Below are 18,566 nucleotides of genomic sequence, written 5' to 3'. Positions count from 1 at the left end.
CATGCTGATCGAGTTCTCGATCTCCAATTTCCGATCGATTCGAGAGAGGCAGGTGCTGTCGTTCGTAGCGTCTGCAGACAAAGAGCATGAAGACTCGAACGTTGTAAAAGATGTCGCGCCTGGGGTTGATCGACTCCTGAGATGCGCTGTTCTCTATGGGGCCAATGCAGCGGGAAAGTCCAATTTTTTAATGGGATTGGATCTAGTTCATGACATGGTCATTGATTCTGCCAAGGATGCAGGAAAGTCTGCGAGGGCAAGAATAAAGCCCTTCAGATTAGACGATAGTGTCAGAGAACCCTCTGTATTTGAGATCGTATTCGTCGCTGATTCTGTGAAGTATCAGTATGGATTCTCGCTTAATTCAACGAGAATTATTGAGGAGTGGCTTTACGCGTTTCCGGAGAAGCGCGCCCAAATGTGGTTCCATCGTGTATTTGACGAAAAGTCTCTCGAGTATTCTTGGAAGTTTGGTGGTTCGCTGAAAGGCCCGAAGCAAATTTGGAGTAGTTCGACAAAGGACGGCGCGCTTCTGTTGAGTGTTGCTGGTCAGTTGAAGTCTGAACAACTTCAGCCAGTCTACGACTGGTTTGATGAGAATCTCAGGGTTTTGATGTCGGGGGAGTTATTTCCGACGTTCTCGAAAGGAATGTTGGGAACTGATAGCTCGAGACATAGGATTGAGAGTTTCCTTAGGCTCTGCGACATTGATTTTTCGACTCTTTCCACTCGTGAGAAAGCGGTGGATCAGGAGCAGATTGATTTTGTTAGAAAGCTTATGCCAAAAGAAGAGGCCGATAGTATGGTCGAGCATATTCTGGAGACAGAAAGCGTAGAGGTAATGTGGGGGAGGGTTTCCTCTGCAGGAGAGCAAGTGTGGTTTTCTCATGATGAGGAATCAAGAGGAACTCAAAAGCTTTTTGGTTTTGCGGGGCCCATCTTAGATACTCTGGACAGTGGTTATGTAATGGTTGTGGATGAGCTTAATAATAGTATGCACCCACTGCTAGCGAAGAGAATACTGCAGATGATGAACAACCCTAAGATGAACAGATCAAACGCACAGATGCTGGTGGTCACGCACGCAACCTCGATGCTCGATTTGGATATTCTTAGGAGGGATCAGATATGGTTTGTGGAGAAAGAGTCTGGTGCAACTAAAGTGTATCCATTAACTGACTTCAAGCCCAGGAAGGACGTTTCTCTTGCGAAGGGCTATTTGGAAGGGAGATATGGAGCTATTCCATATCTTGGTGGCGGGTTATTTGAATGACGTCGCGGGCGAGACGGGGACGGGAGGTTAGGGTTGCAAGGGAGATTCGTGAGCCTATCGATGTTGTATTGATAGTTTGCGAAGGTGCGAAAACCGAACCTCATTATTTCGCTTCTCTTCGCAATGAGTTGCGCTTGGGTACGGCAAATATCTTAGTGCTTGGAGAGCAATGCGGCTCAAGCCCGATGACGGTTGTGGAGTTTGCGATCGAGAAATTTAGATCAAGCAGGGACTATGACCGGATATTTTGTGTTTTCGATAGGGATGGTCACCCTGACTACCAAGCTGCGATCGCTAAATGCGACCATGAGCCTGTCCTAAATTTTGTGTAACCGGGCCCTTGGCAGGAAACTGCCGCCAGACCCGGAGACACGATGACAACCCGCAAGCACGAAGTACCTGAGGAATTGTTGGCCAGCTTGATGGCCAACTACAAGAAGCCCGAAGACCTGATCGGCGAGAACGGCCTGCTCAAGCAGCTGACCAAACTGCTGGTGGAGCGGGCGCTGGAAGCCGAGATGGCCGAGCACCTGGGCCATGAGAAGCACGACCCGGTCGGCAACGCCGAGGGCAACGCCCGCAACGGCAAGAGCCGCAAGGTGTTGAAGGGTGACTTCGGCGAGATGCCGATCGAGGTGCCGCGCGACCGGCAAGGCAGCTTCGAGCCGCAGATCGTGCCCAAGCACCAACGGCGCTGGAACGGCTTCGACGAGCGCATCCTGTCGTTGTACGCCCGCGGCATGACGGTGCGCGAGATCCAGGCGCACCTGCAGGAAATGTATGGCACGGAAGTGTCACCCAGCCTGATCTCCTCGGTCACCGACGCGGTGGTCGACGAGGTCAAGCTGTGGCAGGGCCGGCCGCTGGATGCGGTGTATCCGATCGTCTACCTCGACTGCATCCACGTGAAGGTGCGCGAGGGCGCGGTGCGGGTGAAGGCGGTGTACCTGGCGATTGGCGTCACGCTGGCCGGCGAGAAGGAAGTGCTGGGCCTGTGGCTGGCGCAGACGGAAGGGGCGAAGTTCTGGCTGCAGGTGGTGACCGAGCTGCGCAATCGCGGCGTGCAGGACATCTTCATCGCCTGCGTCGACGGGCTGAAGGGTTTCCCCGAAGCGATCGAGGCCGTGTTCCCGCAGACGCTGGTCCAGCTGTGCGTGGTGCACATGGTCCGACACAGCCTGAACTACGTGACCTGGAAACGCCGACCGGAAGTGGCCGCCGACCTGAAGCGCATCTACACCTGCGCCACGGCGGCGGAAGCCGAGCAGCGCCTGTCCGAGTTCGAGGCCAAGTGGGACGCCGAGTACCTGCCGATCAGCCAATCGTGGCGTCGCAACTGGGCGCGGCTGACGCCGTTCTTCGACTTCGCCCCGGAGATCCGCAAGGTGATCTACACCACCAACGCGATTGAGTCGGTGAACTTCAGCCTGCGCAAGCTGACCAAGCACCGCGGCGCGTTCCCGACCGACGAAGCGCTGGTGAAGCTGATGTACCTGGCGCTGCGCAACATCAGCAAGAAGTGGACGCTGCCGATCCGCGACTGGAAGGCCGCGTTGAACCAGTTTACGATCCAGTTCGAGGGACGACTCCCTCAGCTGTAAACCGAAATCCGGTTACACAAAAATCTGCACAGGCTCGGTTCTACACACACATAGGCTGGCGCATGAGCCGAAATGCCTGGGCGCGGTGTCGGGCGGGCCGCGTGCTTCGGTCGTGTCGCGCCTAGCTGGGTTTGCAACCCAGCCTACGGAGCCACCGGCGCCGTTGGGCTCAACGGCGCCGGTCGTGCGTTGACGTGCGCTCAGCTGTGCAGCGGTTCGAAACCGCCATCGCGTCCTGGACGATTCGGGTCCGGCGGCGGTGGCGGTGCGCTGACCGGGCACACGCGCACCAGCAGGTTGAATTCGGTCAGGGTGAAGTCGTGCACCTTGTACGGCGGTGAACGGCCCTGGTTGAACTCGGCGAGGGCGGTGTTCATGCCGGCCTGCACCTGGTCGCGCAGTTGCCGCGCGATGGCCGGGCCGATGAAGCCATCGAAGAACCCGTCGCAGGCCGCTTCCAGCGCCTTCGCCACCGCCGACGAACAGCCCCCGGAGAGGATGGCCGACGCGGTGCCGAACGACACGTTGGTCCGCGCGAAGCCGTAGCGCGCCGCGACCCGGCCGTCCACCGGGAATACCTCGAAGCCCAGCGTCATGTCGATGTCGGCGTCGAACCAGTTCGGCACATCCGCCGTCAGCGGGATATCGACGACGAAACTGTTGATGCCGAAATCCACGCCGATCTCGCTGCCGCGCAACGTCACCTGGCCCGATGACGGGAAGGCGCGGCGCACTTCCTCGCGGATGAGGTCGCGGATCACGTCGCTGCGTTGCGGCAGCTCGAAGCACGCGCCGAAGTCGATGCCCAGCGTTACCTGGCCCATCATCCGCACCGCCAGCGGCGTGCGCAGCGACAGCGTGTAGGTGGTCTCGTTGTACGGCCGCGCCGGCCGCGTGCCCTGCGCAGGCACGATCTGCTCGCCTTCGCCGAACAGCACCGCTTCCACGTGCACGCCGGGCAGGAAGGTGGTGGGCATCGTCACGTCCCACGCCAGCGTCGACCATCCCCACGGCGTGCGCGGGTTGGGCGACGCCGCGAAGTTGACCAGCACCGCTTCGTTGAGCAACTGGATATGCCGGAAGCGTTCCGGGTCGATCGGCGGTGGCAGTACTTCGCCATCGATGGCGGGATCGAAGCGATTGCCAAAAGTACCGCCGGGAAAACGGGGACGGTCGGCCATGATGCGACTCCTTCGGCGACATGCCGTGCATTCGGTCCAACGCCCCGCTTGCGACGCGACGGCCAACCGTACGTCGTGCGCGCGCGATGTTCACTTCGTCGTAACAGCGGCGCGCATGAAGCGTGGCCTACAGCACCGGCCACCACATGAAGGCGATCGCCGCCGCGCTGCCCGCCACGGTGAGCAGCGCGAGCAGCCAGAGCAGGGCGCCCATCGCGACCTTCGCGCCGGCGTGGCGCGAACGCTCGGCGCCGAAGTACAGCGTCAGCACCGCCAGCGGCAGCAGCCAACTGCCGAAGCTGACCAGGATGAAGGGCGCGCCGGTGTAGTCGATCGTGATGCCCAGCGGCGTGAGCACCAGCCCGGCCAGCATGATGCCGATGCGCAGGAACCACACCCCGTTGACCAGCAGGTAGGCGCGCAGCGCGTGGCGGCGATGGGTGGCGAGGTCCTTCGCCCGCGCACTGCGCCAGGCCAGCAGCGCGAAGACCACGATCAGCAACCCGTTCAACGAAATGGATAGGTTGCTGGCCGGCCCCAGCTGCGAGCCGCGCACCCAGACCAGATAGAAGCCGGTGAGGGTGACGACCAGGGCGACCGACAGGAAGACGCGGCCGTTCCAGCGGTGCAGCGCGGGCCAGCGCCGGCGCAGCGCCGGCACCAACTGCCAGGCGCCGGCGAAGGTCACCAGCCCGGCCAGCAGCGCATGGCCGACGAACTGCAGGTTGCCCACGACATCGCCGGGCACATAGCCGGTGACGTGCGGCTTGGCGTTGAGGGGCGACAGATCGCCGCCGAGCACCGGCCCGCCGAAGAACAACACGATGAACGCGACGAAGGCCCATTGCCCGAACGTGGCGGCGATGAACCAGGCGGTGGCGCCGGAAGAGAGGACGCGGGGTGGGGCGGGCAGGGAACGCGTGACGGGCATGGTGGAGGCTCCGGTGGGGACAGCGCGCACGATGCGCAGCGCCGGCCAAGGGCGTCTCGCCGATTCGGAATTCGGCCAGCCGGATCGCGCGTGGCGATTCGGCATGCGACCGCGCGGCCATGACCGATGGCGCTTGGCCGGGCAGGGCGGGTGCCGCACCCTGTGCCGGGACCCGCGAGGACGAGACCATGCAAGGCTGGCAGGCAGGCGCAACCGGAGTGGCCGTCGCGGTGGCGGTGGTGTCGTTGCTGGCGCTGCTGTGGCAGCGACCGAAGCGCGATATCGACGTGATCTTCGCCGTGGTCAGCGGCTCGATGGCGCTCTCGCTGATGTCGCCGTGGATGGACGGTGCGCCGACCTGGATGCGGTGGGCGGTCGCCATCGGCGGCAGCGCGACCTGCAATGGCTTCTGGCTGGTGTCGCGGGCGCTGTTTCGTGGCGAAGGCGGCGTGGGCCGCGTGCACGTGCTGGTCGCGGCCGGCGTGGCCCTGCTGATCGCCGGCTACCGCGGTGCGACGCTGGGCGTGCACGGTGCGGTGTCGCCGTGGGCCTCCGGCCTGGACAGCCTGCTGACGCTGGCCAGTTCCACCTTGCTGGTGTTGACGTTCCTGGAAGCGTTGCGCGGTGGCTTCGCATCGTTGCCGCACCCCGAACGCCGGCTGCGCGTCGCCTTCCTGCTGCTGTTCGCCGGCTGCGTGCTGACCACCACGCTGATGGGCGCGCTGGCCGGCACCTGGCCGTGGCTCGCCTCGGTGCGCGGCGGGGTGATCCCGGTGTGCGCGATGGCGATGATCCTGTTCACCCATGCCGCGCTGTGGCAACGCCGCCGCCTGCCAGTGGCGACGGTGGACGCGGCACCGGAGACGCGTGCGACGCCCGGCCCGCTCGGCGACGAGGACGCGCGCCTGGCGCGTGCCTTGCGGCGCCAACTCGACACGCTGCAGGTGTACCGCGAGCCGGAGCTGAAGGTGGCCGATCTCGCCCATCGCCTGGGCACCGCAGAACACAAACTCAGCCGCCTGCTCACGCAGGGGTTGGGCGAGAAGAACTTCAACCAGATGATCAACCGCCACCGCATCGCTTATGCCTGTGCGCGCCTGGCGGATGCGGACGACGAGGCGACCATCCTCGACATCAGCGGCGATGCCGGCTTCGCTTCGCTGGGTCCGTTCAATCGCGCGTTCAAGGCCGCGATGGCATGCACGCCGACGGCCTATCGCGCGGCGCATCGTGCGACCGCCCGCGCGTTGGAACTGTCATAGCGGGACGCGTTGTCCACGGTGCGCGAATGAGGGGTGTCGTGCCTGCATTTCGCCTCACATTTTCAGCTGCAATCGTGACTTGAAATATCCCCGATCTGCGTGGAATCGCGTGCTAGATTCCGCGCGGAAAACGGTCGTTTCAAGGATTGAGGCATGGCCCCGCATCACTCGGTCGCAACACCGACCGCCGCGCACCATCGCGCTCAAGGAATGCCATCGTGCTGATCACAGCGAGCATCGTCCGCTGGATGCACGTGCGTCGACGCGCGTGGTTTCCGCTGGCATCGGGAACGCTCGGGCAGGCGTGGTGGATGCTGGTCGTGTTCGCCATCGCACTCGGAATGATCGGCCTGCCCTGGTACGGTCGGCTGCTGATGTGGTGCGGCACGATCGGCCTGGTCATCGGCGCCGCGCAGGTGCACGGCGGTCGATGGGGGCCGTGGTGGGCGCTGGCCGTGGCGCACGCGCTGTTCGTCGCGGGCGCGTTCGTGCAGGCGGGTACCGATGAAGCGGGTACGTCGGCGGCGGGCCTGACCGCCGCGGACTTCTTCTACACGCTGGCGACCGCGATGTTCGCGTGGGCCTTGCTCGGCTTCATCCGCGACCAGAAGGCGGGCGTGATCCCGTGGCGCGGTGCGCTGGACGGTGCGGTCATCCTGCTCTGCGCCGGATTGGTGGGGTGGTGGGTGTTCGTCCAGCCGACGCTGGACGGGGCGCCGGCGTTTCCGTCACCGCAACGGTTCCGCATGCTGTTTCCGGTGGCCGACCTCGTGCTGCTGGCGCTGGCTGCATGGCTCGCCAGTGCGCCGGAAACGCGTTCGCCCTCGCTGACGTTGCTGGTGCTGGGGCTGGTGTTCTGGACGGCGGGCGACGCGCTGTACCACGCCATGAGTTTCGGCGTGGAGACCCCGGTGGAGCCGTTGTTGCTGATGTGGCTGTTCTCCTACGTCAGCTGGGGCGCGGCGGCGCTGCATCCCTCGCGCCATCGATTGCTCGCGATCCGCGATGCCGCACGCGTGCATGGCACGGCGGGGCGGCTGTCACTGGTCGCGCTGGTCCTGCTCGCCACGCCGGTGAGCCTGTTGGCACCGGCGCGGCCCGATGCGCTGACTGCGACCCTGGCCGCCGTGCTGATCACCGGCGTGGCTGCGCTCCTGTTGGGGTGGCGCCTGCGCGGACTGCGCGGCAGCGTCGAGCGCGAGCGTGATGCGCTTGCGCTGGTCGCCGACCTCGATCCGCTGACGGGCCTGCCGAACCAGCGGCGGATCGAGGAAGTGATCGCGCAGGCCTTGGATGCCGGTGCGTCGGTCGGCGTGCTGGTGATCGATGTCGACCGCTTCGGCGCCGTCAACGAGGCCTACGGACACCACGCGGGCGACGCGGTGCTGTGCGAACTCGCGACACGATGGCGGGGCCTGTTGCCGGCACGGTACGCCATCGCGCATCTGGGCGCCGATGCGTTCTGCGTGGTGATGCCGTCGGTCTTCGACGAGGCGCACATGCTGGCGCTCGCACGGCGGCTGCAGGATGGCTTGCGTGAGCCGCTGTGGATAGCGGGGGAGGCGCTCAGGGTGTCGGCCAGCATGGGCTTTTCGCTCGCCCCGCAGGACGGCCACGACCCATGGAGCCTGGTGCAGCAGGCGACCGTCGCCATGCAGGGCGCGCGCCAGCACCCGGGCAAGGTGTTGCGCTTCACCCCGGCGTTGCGGCGTGACGACCCGCGCACGCTGTTGTTGCTCAACGACCTGCGCGATGCGATTCCGCAGGGGCAGTTGTGGTTGCAGTACCAGCCGAAGGTCAGGCTGCGCGACATGCGGGTGATCGGCGTGGAAGCCTTGCTGCGCTGGCAGCATCCGGTGAAGGGGCTGGTGCCGCCGGGCGACTTCATTCCGTTGATCGAGCGCACCGACCTGATGGGCGAGGTAACGCGGCACGTGCTGGACCTCGCGCTCCGGCAATGCGCGGCGTGGCAGCGCGAGGGCATGGGGCTGACCGTCGCGGTGAATCTGTCGATGTGCAGCCTGCTCGATGTCGCCTTGCCGGCCGACGTGGGTACGCGGCTCGCCCGCGCGAAGGTGTCGCCGCGGCGGCTGGCGCTGGAGATCACTGAATCGGCCGCAATGCTGGACCCACGCACGAGCCTGGACACGCTACGGGCGCTGTCGGCCTCGGGTGTGCACCTGTCGATCGACGACTACGGCACCGGCCACAGTTCGCTGGCTTACCTGCAGGAGATGCCGGTGGAGGAGCTGAAGCTGGACAAGAGCTTCATCGGCAAGCTGGTGCGTCACGATGCCAGCGCCGCCATCGTCGGCTCGACGATCCGGCTGGCCCGCAGGCTGGGCATGTACGTGGTGGCCGAAGGCGTGGAAGACGCCGGCACCGCGGCGGCGTTGCGGCGCATGAACTGCTTCGCCGCGCAGGGCTACTGGTTCTCGCCGCCGGTGGACGCAGGCGCGTTGCCGGACGTGATCGCCGAGATCGAGCGGCGTCCCGCGCTACAGCTTTCGTAGGCTGGGTTGAGAAACCCAGCGCTCTTCGTCAATCGAGCGCAACGACTGACCGGGCCAGTGAATGCGTCTTGCATGCGTCCTGCGACCCTGAAGACCGCGTGATGCTGGGTTGATGGAGCCAACCCAGCCTACGAATACGCCGCCGCGCGTTATGGCGGGCCGCTAACTACTGTCGCCGCGTACGCGCTCCACGCGCTGGCGGTAGGCGCTGACGTTGTCGCCGTCGATACCGCTGCGCTGGGTGCCGCGGATCTCGTCGATCTTGCGGTCCGCGCCGGTGACCGGCTTGGCGACGACGTCCGTCTCGCGCTCGAACGCGTGCGACTTGTCGGTGTTGCGGTAATACCGGTACAGCGCCCAGTACAGCGCGCTGGCACCCGCGGGGCCCAGTGCCAGCAGCCATAGACCGTTGTCGTCGCTCATGCGCCCGCCCAGATGATCGCGAGGGCGATGCCCTCGAGGAAGGTGCCCACCGTCAGCGCCGCCAGCAGCAGCTTCCAGTGCTGCACGGGCACGCTGCCCATCGTTTCGCCGGTGCGGCCGTTAACGGCGATGTAATGCAGCATGCCGCCGTTGCGGCCCGGCTGGTGGTACGAGTACAGCCACACCGGCAGGTACATCGACACCCAGCGGGTGCCGTGCACGTCCAGGCGCTCGCGTTCCCAGCGTACGCCGCGGTCGTAGCGGTTCACCGAATCCTCGACCTGCGACCGCGCGATCGACAGCAACTGGTCTTCCAGCCGCGGCCGCAACTGCTCCACGTCGGTATCGCGCTTCTCGGAGGTGAAGCCGGACAGGTACGAGGCGTTCCACTTCACCGCGTTCTTGGTGTCGAACGGCAGGATGGTGTTGATGATGTTCTGCGTGTTGACGGCGGTGTCGAGGTTGCCGCGCTCGCGCGAGGATTCCAGCGGCAGGTCGTCGACGGTGAAGTCCACCTGGCGTTCGACCTGGTAGAGGTCGGCGTCGTAGTAGGTCTTCTTGTTCTTCTCGGTGCCGCGGGTGTAGCGACGGATCAGGATCTCGCCCTTGCCCGACACCTCGGCGCTCGCGTTGCCGTCCACGATCATGTAGGGCAGGTACACGCCGACGACGTTCTCGGGCGTGAACTGGTCCTTGAATTCCTTCAGTGCGAACAGCCGGCGCTTGTCGACGAACTGGCGGATCCGCGCAACCGCATCGTCCTTCTTGATATGGAAGGGCAGCACCGCGTCGGGTACCGCGCCGTTGGCGATCTGCTCGTTCACGCCGAACACGTGGCGGCACCAGTGGCAGCGCGCCGTCATCGCGTTCTCGGTGTTGACCGTGACCTCGGCGCCGCAGCCGGTGCATTTGAAGGTCATCAGCGCCGCGACATCGGCGTCGATGTCCTTCGCGCCCGAGGCGACGACGGTGCCGCGCAGATCGGCATGGCCCGTGCCGAAGCCGAAGGCTTCCTCGACGCGCGCGCCGTCCCACTCGTTGCGGCAGTACAGGCAGACCAGCAGGTCGGTGCCGGGCTTGTGGCGGATGTCGGTGGCGCCGCACTTCGGGCAGCGGTTCTGCCCGTCGCGCAGTTCGGCCGACGCGGTATCGATGGCGACCGGATCGGGCGCCTGCAGCTCGTCGCGGATGGCGTCGGGCAGGGTGGCGGGATCGACCGGGAACGTGCCGGGCAGCGGCGGCACGTCCTGCGGTGAGCCGGGCCCCACGGGTGGGGCCGGCGGCAACGGCGGGGGCGCCGGACGGTTCGGGTTGGACATGGGCGGTGTGCGGATTACAGGCCCAGTGCCTTCGCCTTCAGCGCGTCGTAATCGGCCTGGGTGATCAGGCCGAGGTCGAGCATCTGCTTGGCCTTCTGCAGCTTGGCGACCGGATCTTCGGCAGCGGGCGCGGCCGGCGTGGCCGGCTGCTGCAGCGCGCCGAGGCCCCCCACCATGCCCGAGGCCATGCCCACGCCGACCAGGCCGGCGGCACCGCCGGTTTCGCCGGCGGACTGGATGCCCTGCGCGACGCTGGCCTGCAGGTTGGAATTGCCGCGCGACCCGGCCAGCGCATCGGCGCGCTGCACGGTCTTCAGCAGTTCACGGGTGTTGGCGTCGTACTCGATGGAGACGATGGCGGTCTTGACGATGGCCAGGCCGCGGTCGGACTTCCACTGGTAACCCTGTTCCACCGCCGCCGACAGGCTCTGCGCGAAGCCGAGCGAATCTTGCTGGATCTTGGTGATGCGGTTGCCCTTGGACGGATCGTTCGTATACAGGCTGAAAGCGGGCGCCAGCGAACCGACGACTTCGTTGAACAGCTGGCCGGCGGCCGCGTTGTCCAGGTCGGTGAAGTCGAACACCTTGCCCGGCTGCAGGTAGGCGGCGGGCACGAAGTTCTTCACGAACAGGATCGGGTCGACGATCTTCAGCGTGTACGAGCCGCGGGTGACCGCGCCGACCTGGGTGTTGAGGAAGCCGTCGTCCCAGTAGATCTCGGACTGGGTGCCGAAGCGGTTCTCCGGCAGCTCCTTCAGCGAGACGAAGAAGGCCGCCTGCTGCGAGCCCGGCTGGCCGCCGAACTTGAAGCGCTCCCAGCTCTGGGTGATGAAGGTCGAGACGATGCCGTCGCCAGCGAAGATCGACTTCGAGTTGATGTCGTCCGAACGCCACTCATAGCCACCCGGCTCGGCGACGAACGCGGTGATCGCGCCGTCCTGCATCAGCAGCAGGCCGTAGCCCTCGGGCACGACGATCTTCGAGCCGTTGGTGATGATGTTGTTCGAGCCACTGGTGTTGGAGCCGCGCCCGGCATTGGTGCCGCGCGGCACCGCCGCGAACAGCGCCGCCGTCGCCGGCAGGCCATCCGGCACGGTGTAGAAATCCTTCCACTGGTCGCCCAACACGCCGCCGACCGCACCCACCACCGCCTGTACAAGACCCATGACATCGCTCCGTGATTCAAAGGCGGGAAGGGGTACCCGCCGTGCACTGCCGAGTATACAGAGCGATACGCAGCGTCCATGGCGCAGAGGTCATGGACGCGGGATGCGGGAGAACGTTGCAAAAACGTTACGGCGCGCGCGGTGGCGAAGACACCGGATGCGGCTACCATGCGGCATGCCTGCCCACGATGCCGACGTCTTCGAAGCCGACCTGCCGCTGGTGCGCCGCGAGTTCCCGTGGCCGATCCGCGTGGGTTGCGTCGCTGCCGGCGCGTTCGCCATCGTCATGCCGCTGTGGGAGCTGGGCCGTGGCCTGTGGCCGTTGAACTTCGCCACGCCGTTTTTCGCGGTCATCGTGGGCGGTGCGGCTTACGTGGGGTTGCAGTTCATCCGCGCCGGGCTGTCCGGTTGGGGCGACCACTGGACCTATCCGCCGCACACGGTGCTCGTCCAGCGCAGAGCCTGGGGCCGGCAGACGATCACGCGCCTGACCACGACGAACGTGGCGGCCATCGAGGTGCGCAGGAGCGAGGATGCCGACCACGACGACGCGCCCTGGCAGGTCGTCATCGTGCCGCGGCCAACCTTCTCCGGGCTGGCGGAGGCGGCCGGCGCCGGCGGTGTGTTCGATGCCGGGCGTTACGGATCGCAGGACTACGCCGAACGCGTGCGCCTAGCCCTGCGCGACCACCTGGGGCTCTGACCGCCCGGTCTGCTGCAACGCATGGTGCAGACGGCGCCGGTTCGCGTATCGTGCGCGTGCAGCGCGGGGGTGCTGCCTGTCGTGCCGGTGGGGACCGGAAGTCCGGTGGTCGGCGCCAGGGGGTTTTTCTTCGACGAACCGACATGCGTTGGGCGCGCTCCATGCGGCGCGCGCGATGCCGCATCTCGGCCACGTCCGTCATGTACATCACTCAGGGGAAGGGAATCATGTTGAAGCGCGTAGGCGTACTGCTGTGGGCGTTGTCGTGGTCGGGGCTGTGCCTGGCGGCGAAGCCGATCGAGCTGCCGATGCCGCTCGGCGAATCGTTGCCGGTCGAGATCGTCGAGGCGCAACAGGAACTCGGGGTGGTCGTGCCGGCCACGGCCCAGAACATGGGCATGCAGTTCGGCCTGATTGGCGCGCTGATCGGCAGCGCGGTGCAGAACTCGCAGGTGAAGAACGCCGAGGAAGCGGTGGTGCCGCTGCGCGACCTGCTGGTGGGCTATCCGTTCAACCAGAAGATGCAGGACGCACTGCGCGCCAAGCTGGTGTCCGAGGGCATTTCGCCGAACCCGCAGGTGACGGTGATGCCCTCCACGTGGGAAGCCTACGATGCGCAGCAGAAGGCGCAGCTGCCGCCACAGGCGTTGGTGCTGACGCCGAGCTATTCGGTGGACAGCCAGTTCACCCAGCTGACGGTGCTGGTGCATGCGCAGTTCGTCGAGCGCAGCGTCAAATCGAACGGCAAGATCAAGGTCGTGCCGCGCCTCACGCGCGACTACAGCTATCAGTTCCCGATGTCCGGCGCGCGCAGCCCGGAGCCGATCCAGGACTGGGTGGCGTTGGGTGCGCCCGGTCTGGCGGCGGTGGTGGACCGTGGCATCCAGCAGTCGGTCGACATGCTGGTGAACGACTTCACGGCCGAGAGCCGTGCGGCGTGGAACGCCAAGGTGAAGGCGGAAGCGGTCAACCTGTCGGGCATGCGCTACTCCGGCGTACCGGTGCGCCAGGGCGAAGGCTGGTCGTGGCTGCGCATGGGCCGTGGCCACATGCAGACCCTGCTGGGCCTGGAGCCGCTGCTGGCCGGTGCGCCGTTGCCCGCGGCGTTCGTGCCGCCGGCCGCGCCGACGATGGTGGCCGCGGCGGAGGGCGTGACCGGCGAAACACCGGCGGAGGCGATCGCCACCGGCGCCGTGGACGCTGCGGCGCCCGCGCCGGCGGCCGAACCTGCCACGCAGGCGGCACCGGACGTCGCACCGGCGACCACGCCGGCCGACGCCGCAGCTGCGACCGCGCCGGTCGGAGGTTGAGCATGGCGCGTGCGACGTGGGGCGCGCTGGCCGTCGGCCTGGCGGCCACGATGCTTGGCGGCTGTGCGATGAAGGTGAACCGCGTGCAGATGGATCCCACGCGGCTGGCCGGCAAGGTCGAGCGCAAGGTGGCGTGCGCGTACCGGCAGGGCGAGGTGGTGGATGCGCGCCCATCGACCGGACGTGCCGGCGGGCTGAGCGAGCACCTGTTCCTGGTGGACGATGCCGCCGCCATCGTGCGTGGGCGGATGACCGCCGTCGGCATCGCGCCGCAGGGCGAGGGCGACACGGTCGACGTGAAGGTCCTGCACATGTACATGACGCAGAACCTGGGCACCAAGATTCCGGTCGTGGTGTTGAGCGCGACCGCGGGCCAGCAGCCGGCGTTCACCTTGCGTTCGCAGAAGCCCTCGATGAACTGGAACGGCACCGAGGACGAAGCCTACGCAGGGTATGCCCGTGCGCTCGACGATGCGATGGCGCAGTTGGTCGCGCGACTGGACGCAGGTTGCCGGAAAGGCTGATCCACCGCGCATTGCATCGGGCAACGAACGTCCGGGCATGCGATGCATGTCCGGACGTGTCGCGTGACCGACGTCAACGGGCCGGCAGGGCTCGGTTCCGTCCTTCGCCCTTGGCCCGGTAGAGCGCCGCATCGGCGGCATGCAGCAACGCATCGGGCGTATCGCCCTGCGCCGGGCGCAGGCTGGCCGCACCGATACTGACGGTGACGATGTCCGCCACGCTCGACGCCCGGTGCGGCAGGGCGAGGTGTTGCACGTCCTCCACCAGCTGTCGGGCAAGGGCGAGGGCCGTTTCGGCGTCGCAGTCCGGGAGCAGCACGGCGAACTCTTCGCCGCCGTAGCGCGCCGCCAGGTCGTCGTCGCTGCGCAGGCTCGCGGCCAGGTGGGTGGCGATGGTGGCCAGCGCGGTATCGCCACCGAGGTGGCCATAACTGTCGTTGTAGGCCTTGAATTCATCCACGTCGACGAGCAGCACCGCCAGCGGTGCATCGCGAAGCGCGTGATCGTCCCAGGCCAGTTGCAGGCAACGGGTGAATTCGCGCCGGTTGGCGATGCCGGTAAGCGCATCGCTGGCCGCCAGCAGTTGCAGTCGCGCATTGGCTTCGCGCAGCGCATCGGTGCGCTGGGCCACTTCGTGGGTGAGGGCGCGTTCGCGGGCGCGTGCGGCGCGCAGTCGCAACCGCACCAGCGCGGCCAGCAGGCCCAGCACCATCAGCGTCGCCAGCGTGCGCAGCCACCAGGTCTGGTGCCATTGCGGCAGCAGGGTGAAGCGCAGCTGCGCGCCTCGCTCGTTCCATACGCCGTCGTTGTTGCTGGCCATCACCCGGAACACGTAATCACCGGGCGGCAGGTTGGTGTAGTAGGCAGCGCGGCCGGTGCCGGACTCGCTCCACGCGCGGTCGAAGCCCTCCAGCTTGTAGCGGTAGCGCACGGCCGAGGGTGCAACGTAGCTCATCGCCGCGAAGTGCAGCTCCAAGCGCTCCACGCCCGGGCCCAGCCGGGCGGCGCGCGACGGATCCACGTCCGCGCCATCCACGAGCAAGCGCTCGATGGCGACCGGTGGCGGTTGCGGGTTGCCCTGCATGCGGTCCGGGTCGACGATCACCACGCCCTTGGCGGTACCGAACCAGAGCCGCCCATCCTCGCTGCGGTCCGCTGGCGTCTGCGAGGCGCCGTTGCCCTGCGCGTTGAGCATGCCGTCGCTGGTGCCGTACCAGTGCGGTTCGATCTGCTGAACGTCGCCGCGATCCAGCGCAGCGAAGCCGGCGTTGGACAGTCGGCCGATGCCGCGGTTCGAACTGAACCACAGGTTGCCGCGCCCGTCGTCCAGCAACGCGAACACCGCATCGCCATGGAAGCCGGCGCGCTGCAGATAGCGGGTGACCTTGCCCGCGTGGACCCGCACGATGCCTACGCTGGTGCCCAGCCACAGGGCGCCGTCGGCGGCGCGGTGGAAGGCGAACACGCTGGTGCCGGGGAGGCCGTCGGTGCCGCACGTATCCACCACGCCGCGCGACAGGCAGCGCAGGCCGCTGCGCAGGCCGATCCACAGGCGGCCGTCGGGGTCTTCGTACAGCGCACGGGTGTCGTCGCCGCGGGTGCCTTCCACCACGTCGACCTGCGTGCCGTCGATACGCGCGACACCCTGCAGCGTGCCGGTCCACATGCCGCCGTCGCGGGCCGGCGCGAAGGCGAACACGATCGTGCCTGGCAGGCCTTCGGCCAGGCTGAAGGTGCGTGCGCGACCAGCGGCATCGAATCGGGTGACACCCTCGGTGCCGGCGACCCACAGTTGGCCGCGGTCGTCGGAGCGGATCGCGCGGATCAGTTGGCTGGGAAGTTGCCGGTTGTAGTCCGCAGCCGGTTGCAGCACCGCGCCGTCGTACCGCGACAATCCAGCGCCGTCGGTGCCCACCCAAAGCGCCCCATCGGGCGCCTGGTGCACGGCACGCACGGCGTTGGAGACCATCTGTCCGGTCACCGTGACCAGCTTGGACGGGCTCAACCGGTGCAGGCCGCTGGAGGTCGTGCCGATCCACAGGTTGCCTTCGCGATCCTCGAACATCGACCGCACGGTCTCGCCCTGCAGGCCGGCGAGGGTGTTGTCGCAGCTGAAGTGGCCGGACACCAGCCGGCACAGCCCCATGTCCAGCGGCGCGAACCACACGCTGCCGTCGCGGTCGCCGTACAGGCTGTAGATGCGCCGGCCGTCGAGCGCGGCGGCGCGCGGGTCACGTTGGAAGCGGCCGTCGCGGAAGAACGCCGGGCCCGCCTGGGTACCGACCCATGCGGTGCCGGCGGCATCGATGGCGAGGCTGTAGACCGCGTTGCTGGGCAGGCCGTCCGCTTCGTCGTAGAGCTGCGCCTTTCCGTCCAGCCAATGGACCACGCCGACGCCGTCGGCCGCGATCCAGATGCCGCCGTTGCGGTCGGCGACGATGGCCCGGTAGAAGCCACGCGGCGGGAAGCCATCGGCGTCGCCGAGCAGCCGCGGCTGTCCGTTCACCATCCGCACCACGCCCGCGTTGGTGGTCAGCCACACACCGCCGGCGGTGTCGGTGACGATGCCGAACACGCTTTCGATGCCTTCCGGCAGGGGAACCTGGGCGAGGGCGCGGCCCTGGCGGTGATAGAGCCCGCCGTTGAGCGTGCCGACCCAGACGCCGCCGGCGCGATCGGCGCTGACCGCGGTGATGGCCGAGCTCTTCAGCGCCGGTGCGACGCGCGGGTCGATCGTTTCGAAGCCATCGCCGCTATGGCGCGCCAGGCCGCCGTAGGTCGCCAACCAGATCGCCCCGTCGGCCTGCTGGGCGATGGACAGTACGGTGCCTTGGGGCAGCTCGTTCTCGTACCAGGCATGGGTGAACTGGCCGATCGCCCGACGCGGCTCCAGCGCATGGGCGGGGAGCAGGAGGAGCGCGCACAGCACGAAAGCCAGCAGGGCGCAGGTGCGCCGTACGTCAGGAAACATGCGGAATTCGAGGCATCGGTCCCCCACCGGTGTCGCTTCATGCTACCAGCTGATAGCGGCACCGGTGGCGTGGAATTGAGGGCCAAGACCCCGGGTGGGACGGGTTCATCCCCGGACGGCAGCCTCGATCTTCGCGATGTCGATCTTGCGCATCTCCATCATCGCCTCGAATGCGCGCTTGGCGACACCCTTGTCCGGGCTGGTGAACGCGTCGGTCAGCACGCGGGGCGTGATCTGCCAGTTGAGGCCCCATTTGTCCTTGCACCAGCCGCACGAGCTCTCCGCACCGCCGTTGCCGACGATCGCATTCCACAGGCGGTCGGTCTCTTCCTGGTCGTCGGTGGCGACCTGGAACGAGAACGCCTCGGTCTGCTTGAACGCCTTGCCGCCGTTGAGGCCCACGCAGGGGATGCCGAGCACCGTGAACTCCACGGTCAGCACGTCGCCTTCCTTGCCAGAGGGGAAATCCGCCGGCGCACGATGCACCGCGCCCACGGTGCTGTCGGGAAAGGTCTTCGCGTAGAACGTGGCGGCGTCCAGCGCGTCGGTGTCGTACCAGAGGCAGATGGTGTTCTTGGGAATCATGGGAAGCTCCGTTATCGAACAGAAAGGCGCGAAGGACACAGCATCCGGTTCGCGTGGGAAGGCACGGTGAAACTGCCGGAGGGGAGGCGGTTCAGTCGTCGCCGAACGAACCGGTGCGGACATCGCCGTCGCGGAGATAGCGACTGACGATCACGCCCGTGGATGTGGTGCGCGAACCCGACAACCGGAACGCCGTCGGCTGCGCACTGTCGTCGAACAGGCGCTTGCCCCGGCCGAGCAGCACCGGGTAGACCAACAGCCGCAGTTCGTCGACGACGTCGCTCGCGAGCAGTTGATGCAGCAGGTCGCTGCTGCCCTGGGTCACCAGGTCGGGGCCGTCTTGCTGTTTGAGCGTGCGTAGCGCACCGACTACGTCCTTGCCGAGCGCTTTGCTGTTCGCCCAGGCCAGCGTGGCCGCATGATGCGTGGCGACGTACTTGGTGGCGGCATTGAACGCATCGGCGATGGCGCCGTGTGGCGCATCGCTGGACACCTTCGGCCAGTAGCCGGCGAAGATGTCGTAGGTGCGGCGGCCCAGCACCAGCGCGAAGGGATGCGAGAACAGGCCGTCCATCGCTTCGCCATCGCTGGCGTACGGCCAGGCCCAGCCGCCGAGGGCGAAGCCGCCACTGCGGTCTTCGTCGGGGCCACCGGGGCCCTGGATGACGCCGTCGAGACTGACCATGACGGCGACGATGAGCTTGCGCATGTGGTGTTCCTCGCTGGCGGTACCTCCGCCTTTTCACCAGCGACGAACGGATCACGGCGGAATCGACACGGTGCGCGCGCGATCGTTCAGGAAGG

Annotated in this window: 15 protein-coding genes and 1 pseudogene; 8 read left to right on the top strand and 8 right to left on the bottom strand. The window is 66.6% G+C overall.

The genetic code is table 11. From position 1 onward, the window contains the following. The first annotated feature begins 1 nt into the window (after position 1). From ACSION_RS12520 to ACSION_RS12510, 3 genes are read left to right on the top strand one after another with little or no spacing between them, the layout of a single operon-like run. The gene (locus ACSION_RS12520) at positions 2 to 1,273 is read left to right on the top strand and encodes an AAA family ATPase (protein ID WP_435306158.1); all 1,272 of its coding nucleotides are present in this window, start codon (positions 2 to 4) and stop codon (positions 1,271 to 1,273) included. Then, positions 1,270 to 1,605 (top strand): RloB family protein, encoded by a 336-nt coding sequence (locus ACSION_RS12515; RefSeq protein ID WP_435306157.1) that lies wholly within the window; start codon positions 1,270 to 1,272, stop codon positions 1,603 to 1,605. The genes ACSION_RS12520 and ACSION_RS12515 overlap by 4 nt, the downstream gene beginning before the upstream one ends. Positions 1,606 to 1,647: 42 nt before the next feature. Next, positions 1,648 to 2,874, top strand: coding sequence for an IS256 family transposase (locus ACSION_RS12510; RefSeq protein WP_435304588.1), 1,227 nt, complete (start codon positions 1,648 to 1,650; stop codon positions 2,872 to 2,874). Between the two features lie 200 nt (positions 2,875 to 3,074). On the opposite strand, the gene ACSION_RS12505 is transcribed toward ACSION_RS12510, so the two are convergent. Both ACSION_RS12505 and ACSION_RS12500 read right to left on the bottom strand, forming a co-directional pair. Next, positions 3,075 to 4,055, bottom strand: coding sequence for a hypothetical protein (locus ACSION_RS12505; RefSeq protein WP_435306156.1), 981 nt, complete (start codon positions 4,053 to 4,055; stop codon positions 3,075 to 3,077). A gap of 316 nt (positions 4,056 to 4,371) precedes the next feature. Further along, a pseudogene (locus ACSION_RS12500) lies at positions 4,372 to 4,986 on the bottom strand (DUF2306 domain-containing protein); the annotation flags it as partial. 188 nt (positions 4,987 to 5,174) lie between these two features. On the opposite strand from ACSION_RS12500, the gene ACSION_RS12495 reads away from it, so the two are divergent. Then, positions 5,175 to 6,248 (top strand): helix-turn-helix domain-containing protein, encoded by a 1,074-nt coding sequence (locus ACSION_RS12495; protein ID WP_435306155.1) that lies wholly within the window; start codon positions 5,175 to 5,177, stop codon positions 6,246 to 6,248. Between the two features lie 218 nt (positions 6,249 to 6,466). Then, positions 6,467 to 8,761 (top strand): putative bifunctional diguanylate cyclase/phosphodiesterase, encoded by a 2,295-nt coding sequence (locus ACSION_RS12490; RefSeq protein ID WP_435306154.1) that lies wholly within the window; start codon positions 6,467 to 6,469, stop codon positions 8,759 to 8,761. 162 nt (positions 8,762 to 8,923) lie between these two features. On the opposite strand, the gene ACSION_RS12485 is transcribed toward ACSION_RS12490, so the two are convergent. Genes ACSION_RS12485 through ACSION_RS12475 form a run of 3 tightly spaced genes read right to left on the bottom strand, consistent with a single transcriptional unit; the run spans position 8,924 to position 11,669 of the window. Beyond that, positions 8,924 to 9,184, bottom strand: a complete 261-nt coding sequence (locus ACSION_RS12485; RefSeq protein WP_093486365.1) for a hypothetical protein — start codon at positions 9,182 to 9,184, stop codon at positions 8,924 to 8,926. Next, positions 9,181 to 10,503 carry a TFIIB-type zinc ribbon-containing protein gene (locus tag ACSION_RS12480; protein ID WP_435306153.1) on the bottom strand — a complete coding sequence of 441 codons (1,323 nt, stop codon included), beginning with the start codon at positions 10,501 to 10,503 and terminating at the stop codon, positions 9,181 to 9,183. The genes ACSION_RS12485 and ACSION_RS12480 overlap by 4 nt, the downstream gene beginning before the upstream one ends. A 14-nt stretch (positions 10,504 to 10,517) precedes the next feature. Further along, complete coding sequence (locus tag ACSION_RS12475; protein WP_093486361.1) at positions 10,518 to 11,669, bottom strand: SPFH domain-containing protein; 1,152 nt, start codon at positions 11,667 to 11,669, stop codon at positions 10,518 to 10,520. Positions 11,670 to 11,844: 175 nt separating this feature from the next. Between ACSION_RS12475 and ACSION_RS12470 the strand changes: the two genes are divergently transcribed. From ACSION_RS12470 to ACSION_RS12460, 3 genes are all read left to right on the top strand, one after another. Next, a complete protein-coding gene (locus tag ACSION_RS12470) occupies positions 11,845 to 12,372 on the top strand; it encodes a hypothetical protein (RefSeq protein ID WP_435306152.1) in 528 nt (175 codons plus the stop codon). A gap of 227 nt (positions 12,373 to 12,599) precedes the next feature. Beyond that, positions 12,600 to 13,682 (top strand): hypothetical protein, encoded by a 1,083-nt coding sequence (locus tag ACSION_RS12465; RefSeq protein ID WP_435306151.1) that lies wholly within the window; start codon positions 12,600 to 12,602, stop codon positions 13,680 to 13,682. Positions 13,683 to 13,684: 2 nt separating this feature from the next. Next, positions 13,685 to 14,206, top strand: coding sequence for a hypothetical protein (locus ACSION_RS12460; RefSeq protein WP_435306150.1), 522 nt, complete (start codon positions 13,685 to 13,687; stop codon positions 14,204 to 14,206). A gap of 73 nt (positions 14,207 to 14,279) precedes the next feature. On the opposite strand, the gene ACSION_RS12455 is transcribed toward ACSION_RS12460, so the two are convergent. The 3 genes from ACSION_RS12455 to ACSION_RS12445 form a co-directional block, all read right to left on the bottom strand. Beyond that, positions 14,280 to 17,177 (bottom strand): ligand-binding sensor domain-containing diguanylate cyclase, encoded by a 2,898-nt coding sequence (locus ACSION_RS12455; RefSeq protein WP_435306149.1) that lies wholly within the window; start codon positions 17,175 to 17,177, stop codon positions 14,280 to 14,282. A 105-nt stretch (positions 17,178 to 17,282) separates the two neighbouring features. Then, positions 17,283 to 17,762 carry a VOC family protein gene (locus ACSION_RS12450; protein ID WP_435306148.1) on the bottom strand — a complete coding sequence of 160 codons (480 nt, stop codon included), beginning with the start codon at positions 17,760 to 17,762 and terminating at the stop codon, positions 17,283 to 17,285. Positions 17,763 to 17,853: 91 nt separating this feature from the next. Next, the gene (locus ACSION_RS12445) at positions 17,854 to 18,471 is read right to left on the bottom strand and encodes a dihydrofolate reductase family protein (protein WP_435306147.1); all 618 of its coding nucleotides are present in this window, start codon (positions 18,469 to 18,471) and stop codon (positions 17,854 to 17,856) included. Positions 18,472 to 18,566: the final 95 nt, after the last annotated feature.

Origin of the sequence: Pseudoxanthomonas sp. LjRoot125, from assembly GCF_964252705.1 — a bacterium.
Classification (GTDB): domain Bacteria; phylum Pseudomonadota; class Gammaproteobacteria; order Xanthomonadales; family Xanthomonadaceae; genus Pseudoxanthomonas_A.
The sequence above is the reverse complement of the archived record's forward strand: the minus strand, read 5'-3'. Positions and strand labels throughout refer to the sequence as shown.

Bases quoted from the DNA above. Each gene is read 5' to 3' on its own strand.
- ACSION_RS12480 (WP_435306153.1), bottom strand. From the start codon at position 10,503: ATGTCCAACCCGAACCGTCCGGCGCCCCCGCCGTTGCCGCCGGCCCCA.
- ACSION_RS12485 (WP_093486365.1), bottom strand. From the start codon at position 9,184: ATGAGCGACGACAACGGTCTATGGCTGCTGGCACTGGGCCCCGCGGGT.
- ACSION_RS12495 (WP_435306155.1), top strand. From the start codon at position 5,175: ATGCAAGGCTGGCAGGCAGGCGCAACCGGAGTGGCCGTCGCGGTGGCG.
- ACSION_RS12465 (WP_435306151.1), top strand. From the start codon at position 12,600: ATGTTGAAGCGCGTAGGCGTACTGCTGTGGGCGTTGTCGTGGTCGGGG.
- ACSION_RS12460 (WP_435306150.1), top strand. From the start codon at position 13,685: ATGGCGCGTGCGACGTGGGGCGCGCTGGCCGTCGGCCTGGCGGCCACG.
- ACSION_RS12505 (WP_435306156.1), bottom strand. From the start codon at position 4,055: ATGGCCGACCGTCCCCGTTTTCCCGGCGGTACTTTTGGCAATCGCTTC.
- ACSION_RS12520 (WP_435306158.1), top strand. From the start codon at position 2: ATGCTGATCGAGTTCTCGATCTCCAATTTCCGATCGATTCGAGAGAGG.
- ACSION_RS12455 (WP_435306149.1), bottom strand. From the start codon at position 17,177: ATGTTTCCTGACGTACGGCGCACCTGCGCCCTGCTGGCTTTCGTGCTG.
- ACSION_RS12470 (WP_435306152.1), top strand. From the start codon at position 11,845: ATGCCTGCCCACGATGCCGACGTCTTCGAAGCCGACCTGCCGCTGGTG.
- ACSION_RS12445 (WP_435306147.1), bottom strand. From the start codon at position 18,471: ATGCGCAAGCTCATCGTCGCCGTCATGGTCAGTCTCGACGGCGTCATC.
- ACSION_RS12515 (WP_435306157.1), top strand. From the start codon at position 1,270: ATGACGTCGCGGGCGAGACGGGGACGGGAGGTTAGGGTTGCAAGGGAG.
- ACSION_RS12450 (WP_435306148.1), bottom strand. From the start codon at position 17,762: ATGATTCCCAAGAACACCATCTGCCTCTGGTACGACACCGACGCGCTG.
- ACSION_RS12475 (WP_093486361.1), bottom strand. From the start codon at position 11,669: ATGGGTCTTGTACAGGCGGTGGTGGGTGCGGTCGGCGGCGTGTTGGGC.
- ACSION_RS12510 (WP_435304588.1), top strand. From the start codon at position 1,648: ATGACAACCCGCAAGCACGAAGTACCTGAGGAATTGTTGGCCAGCTTG.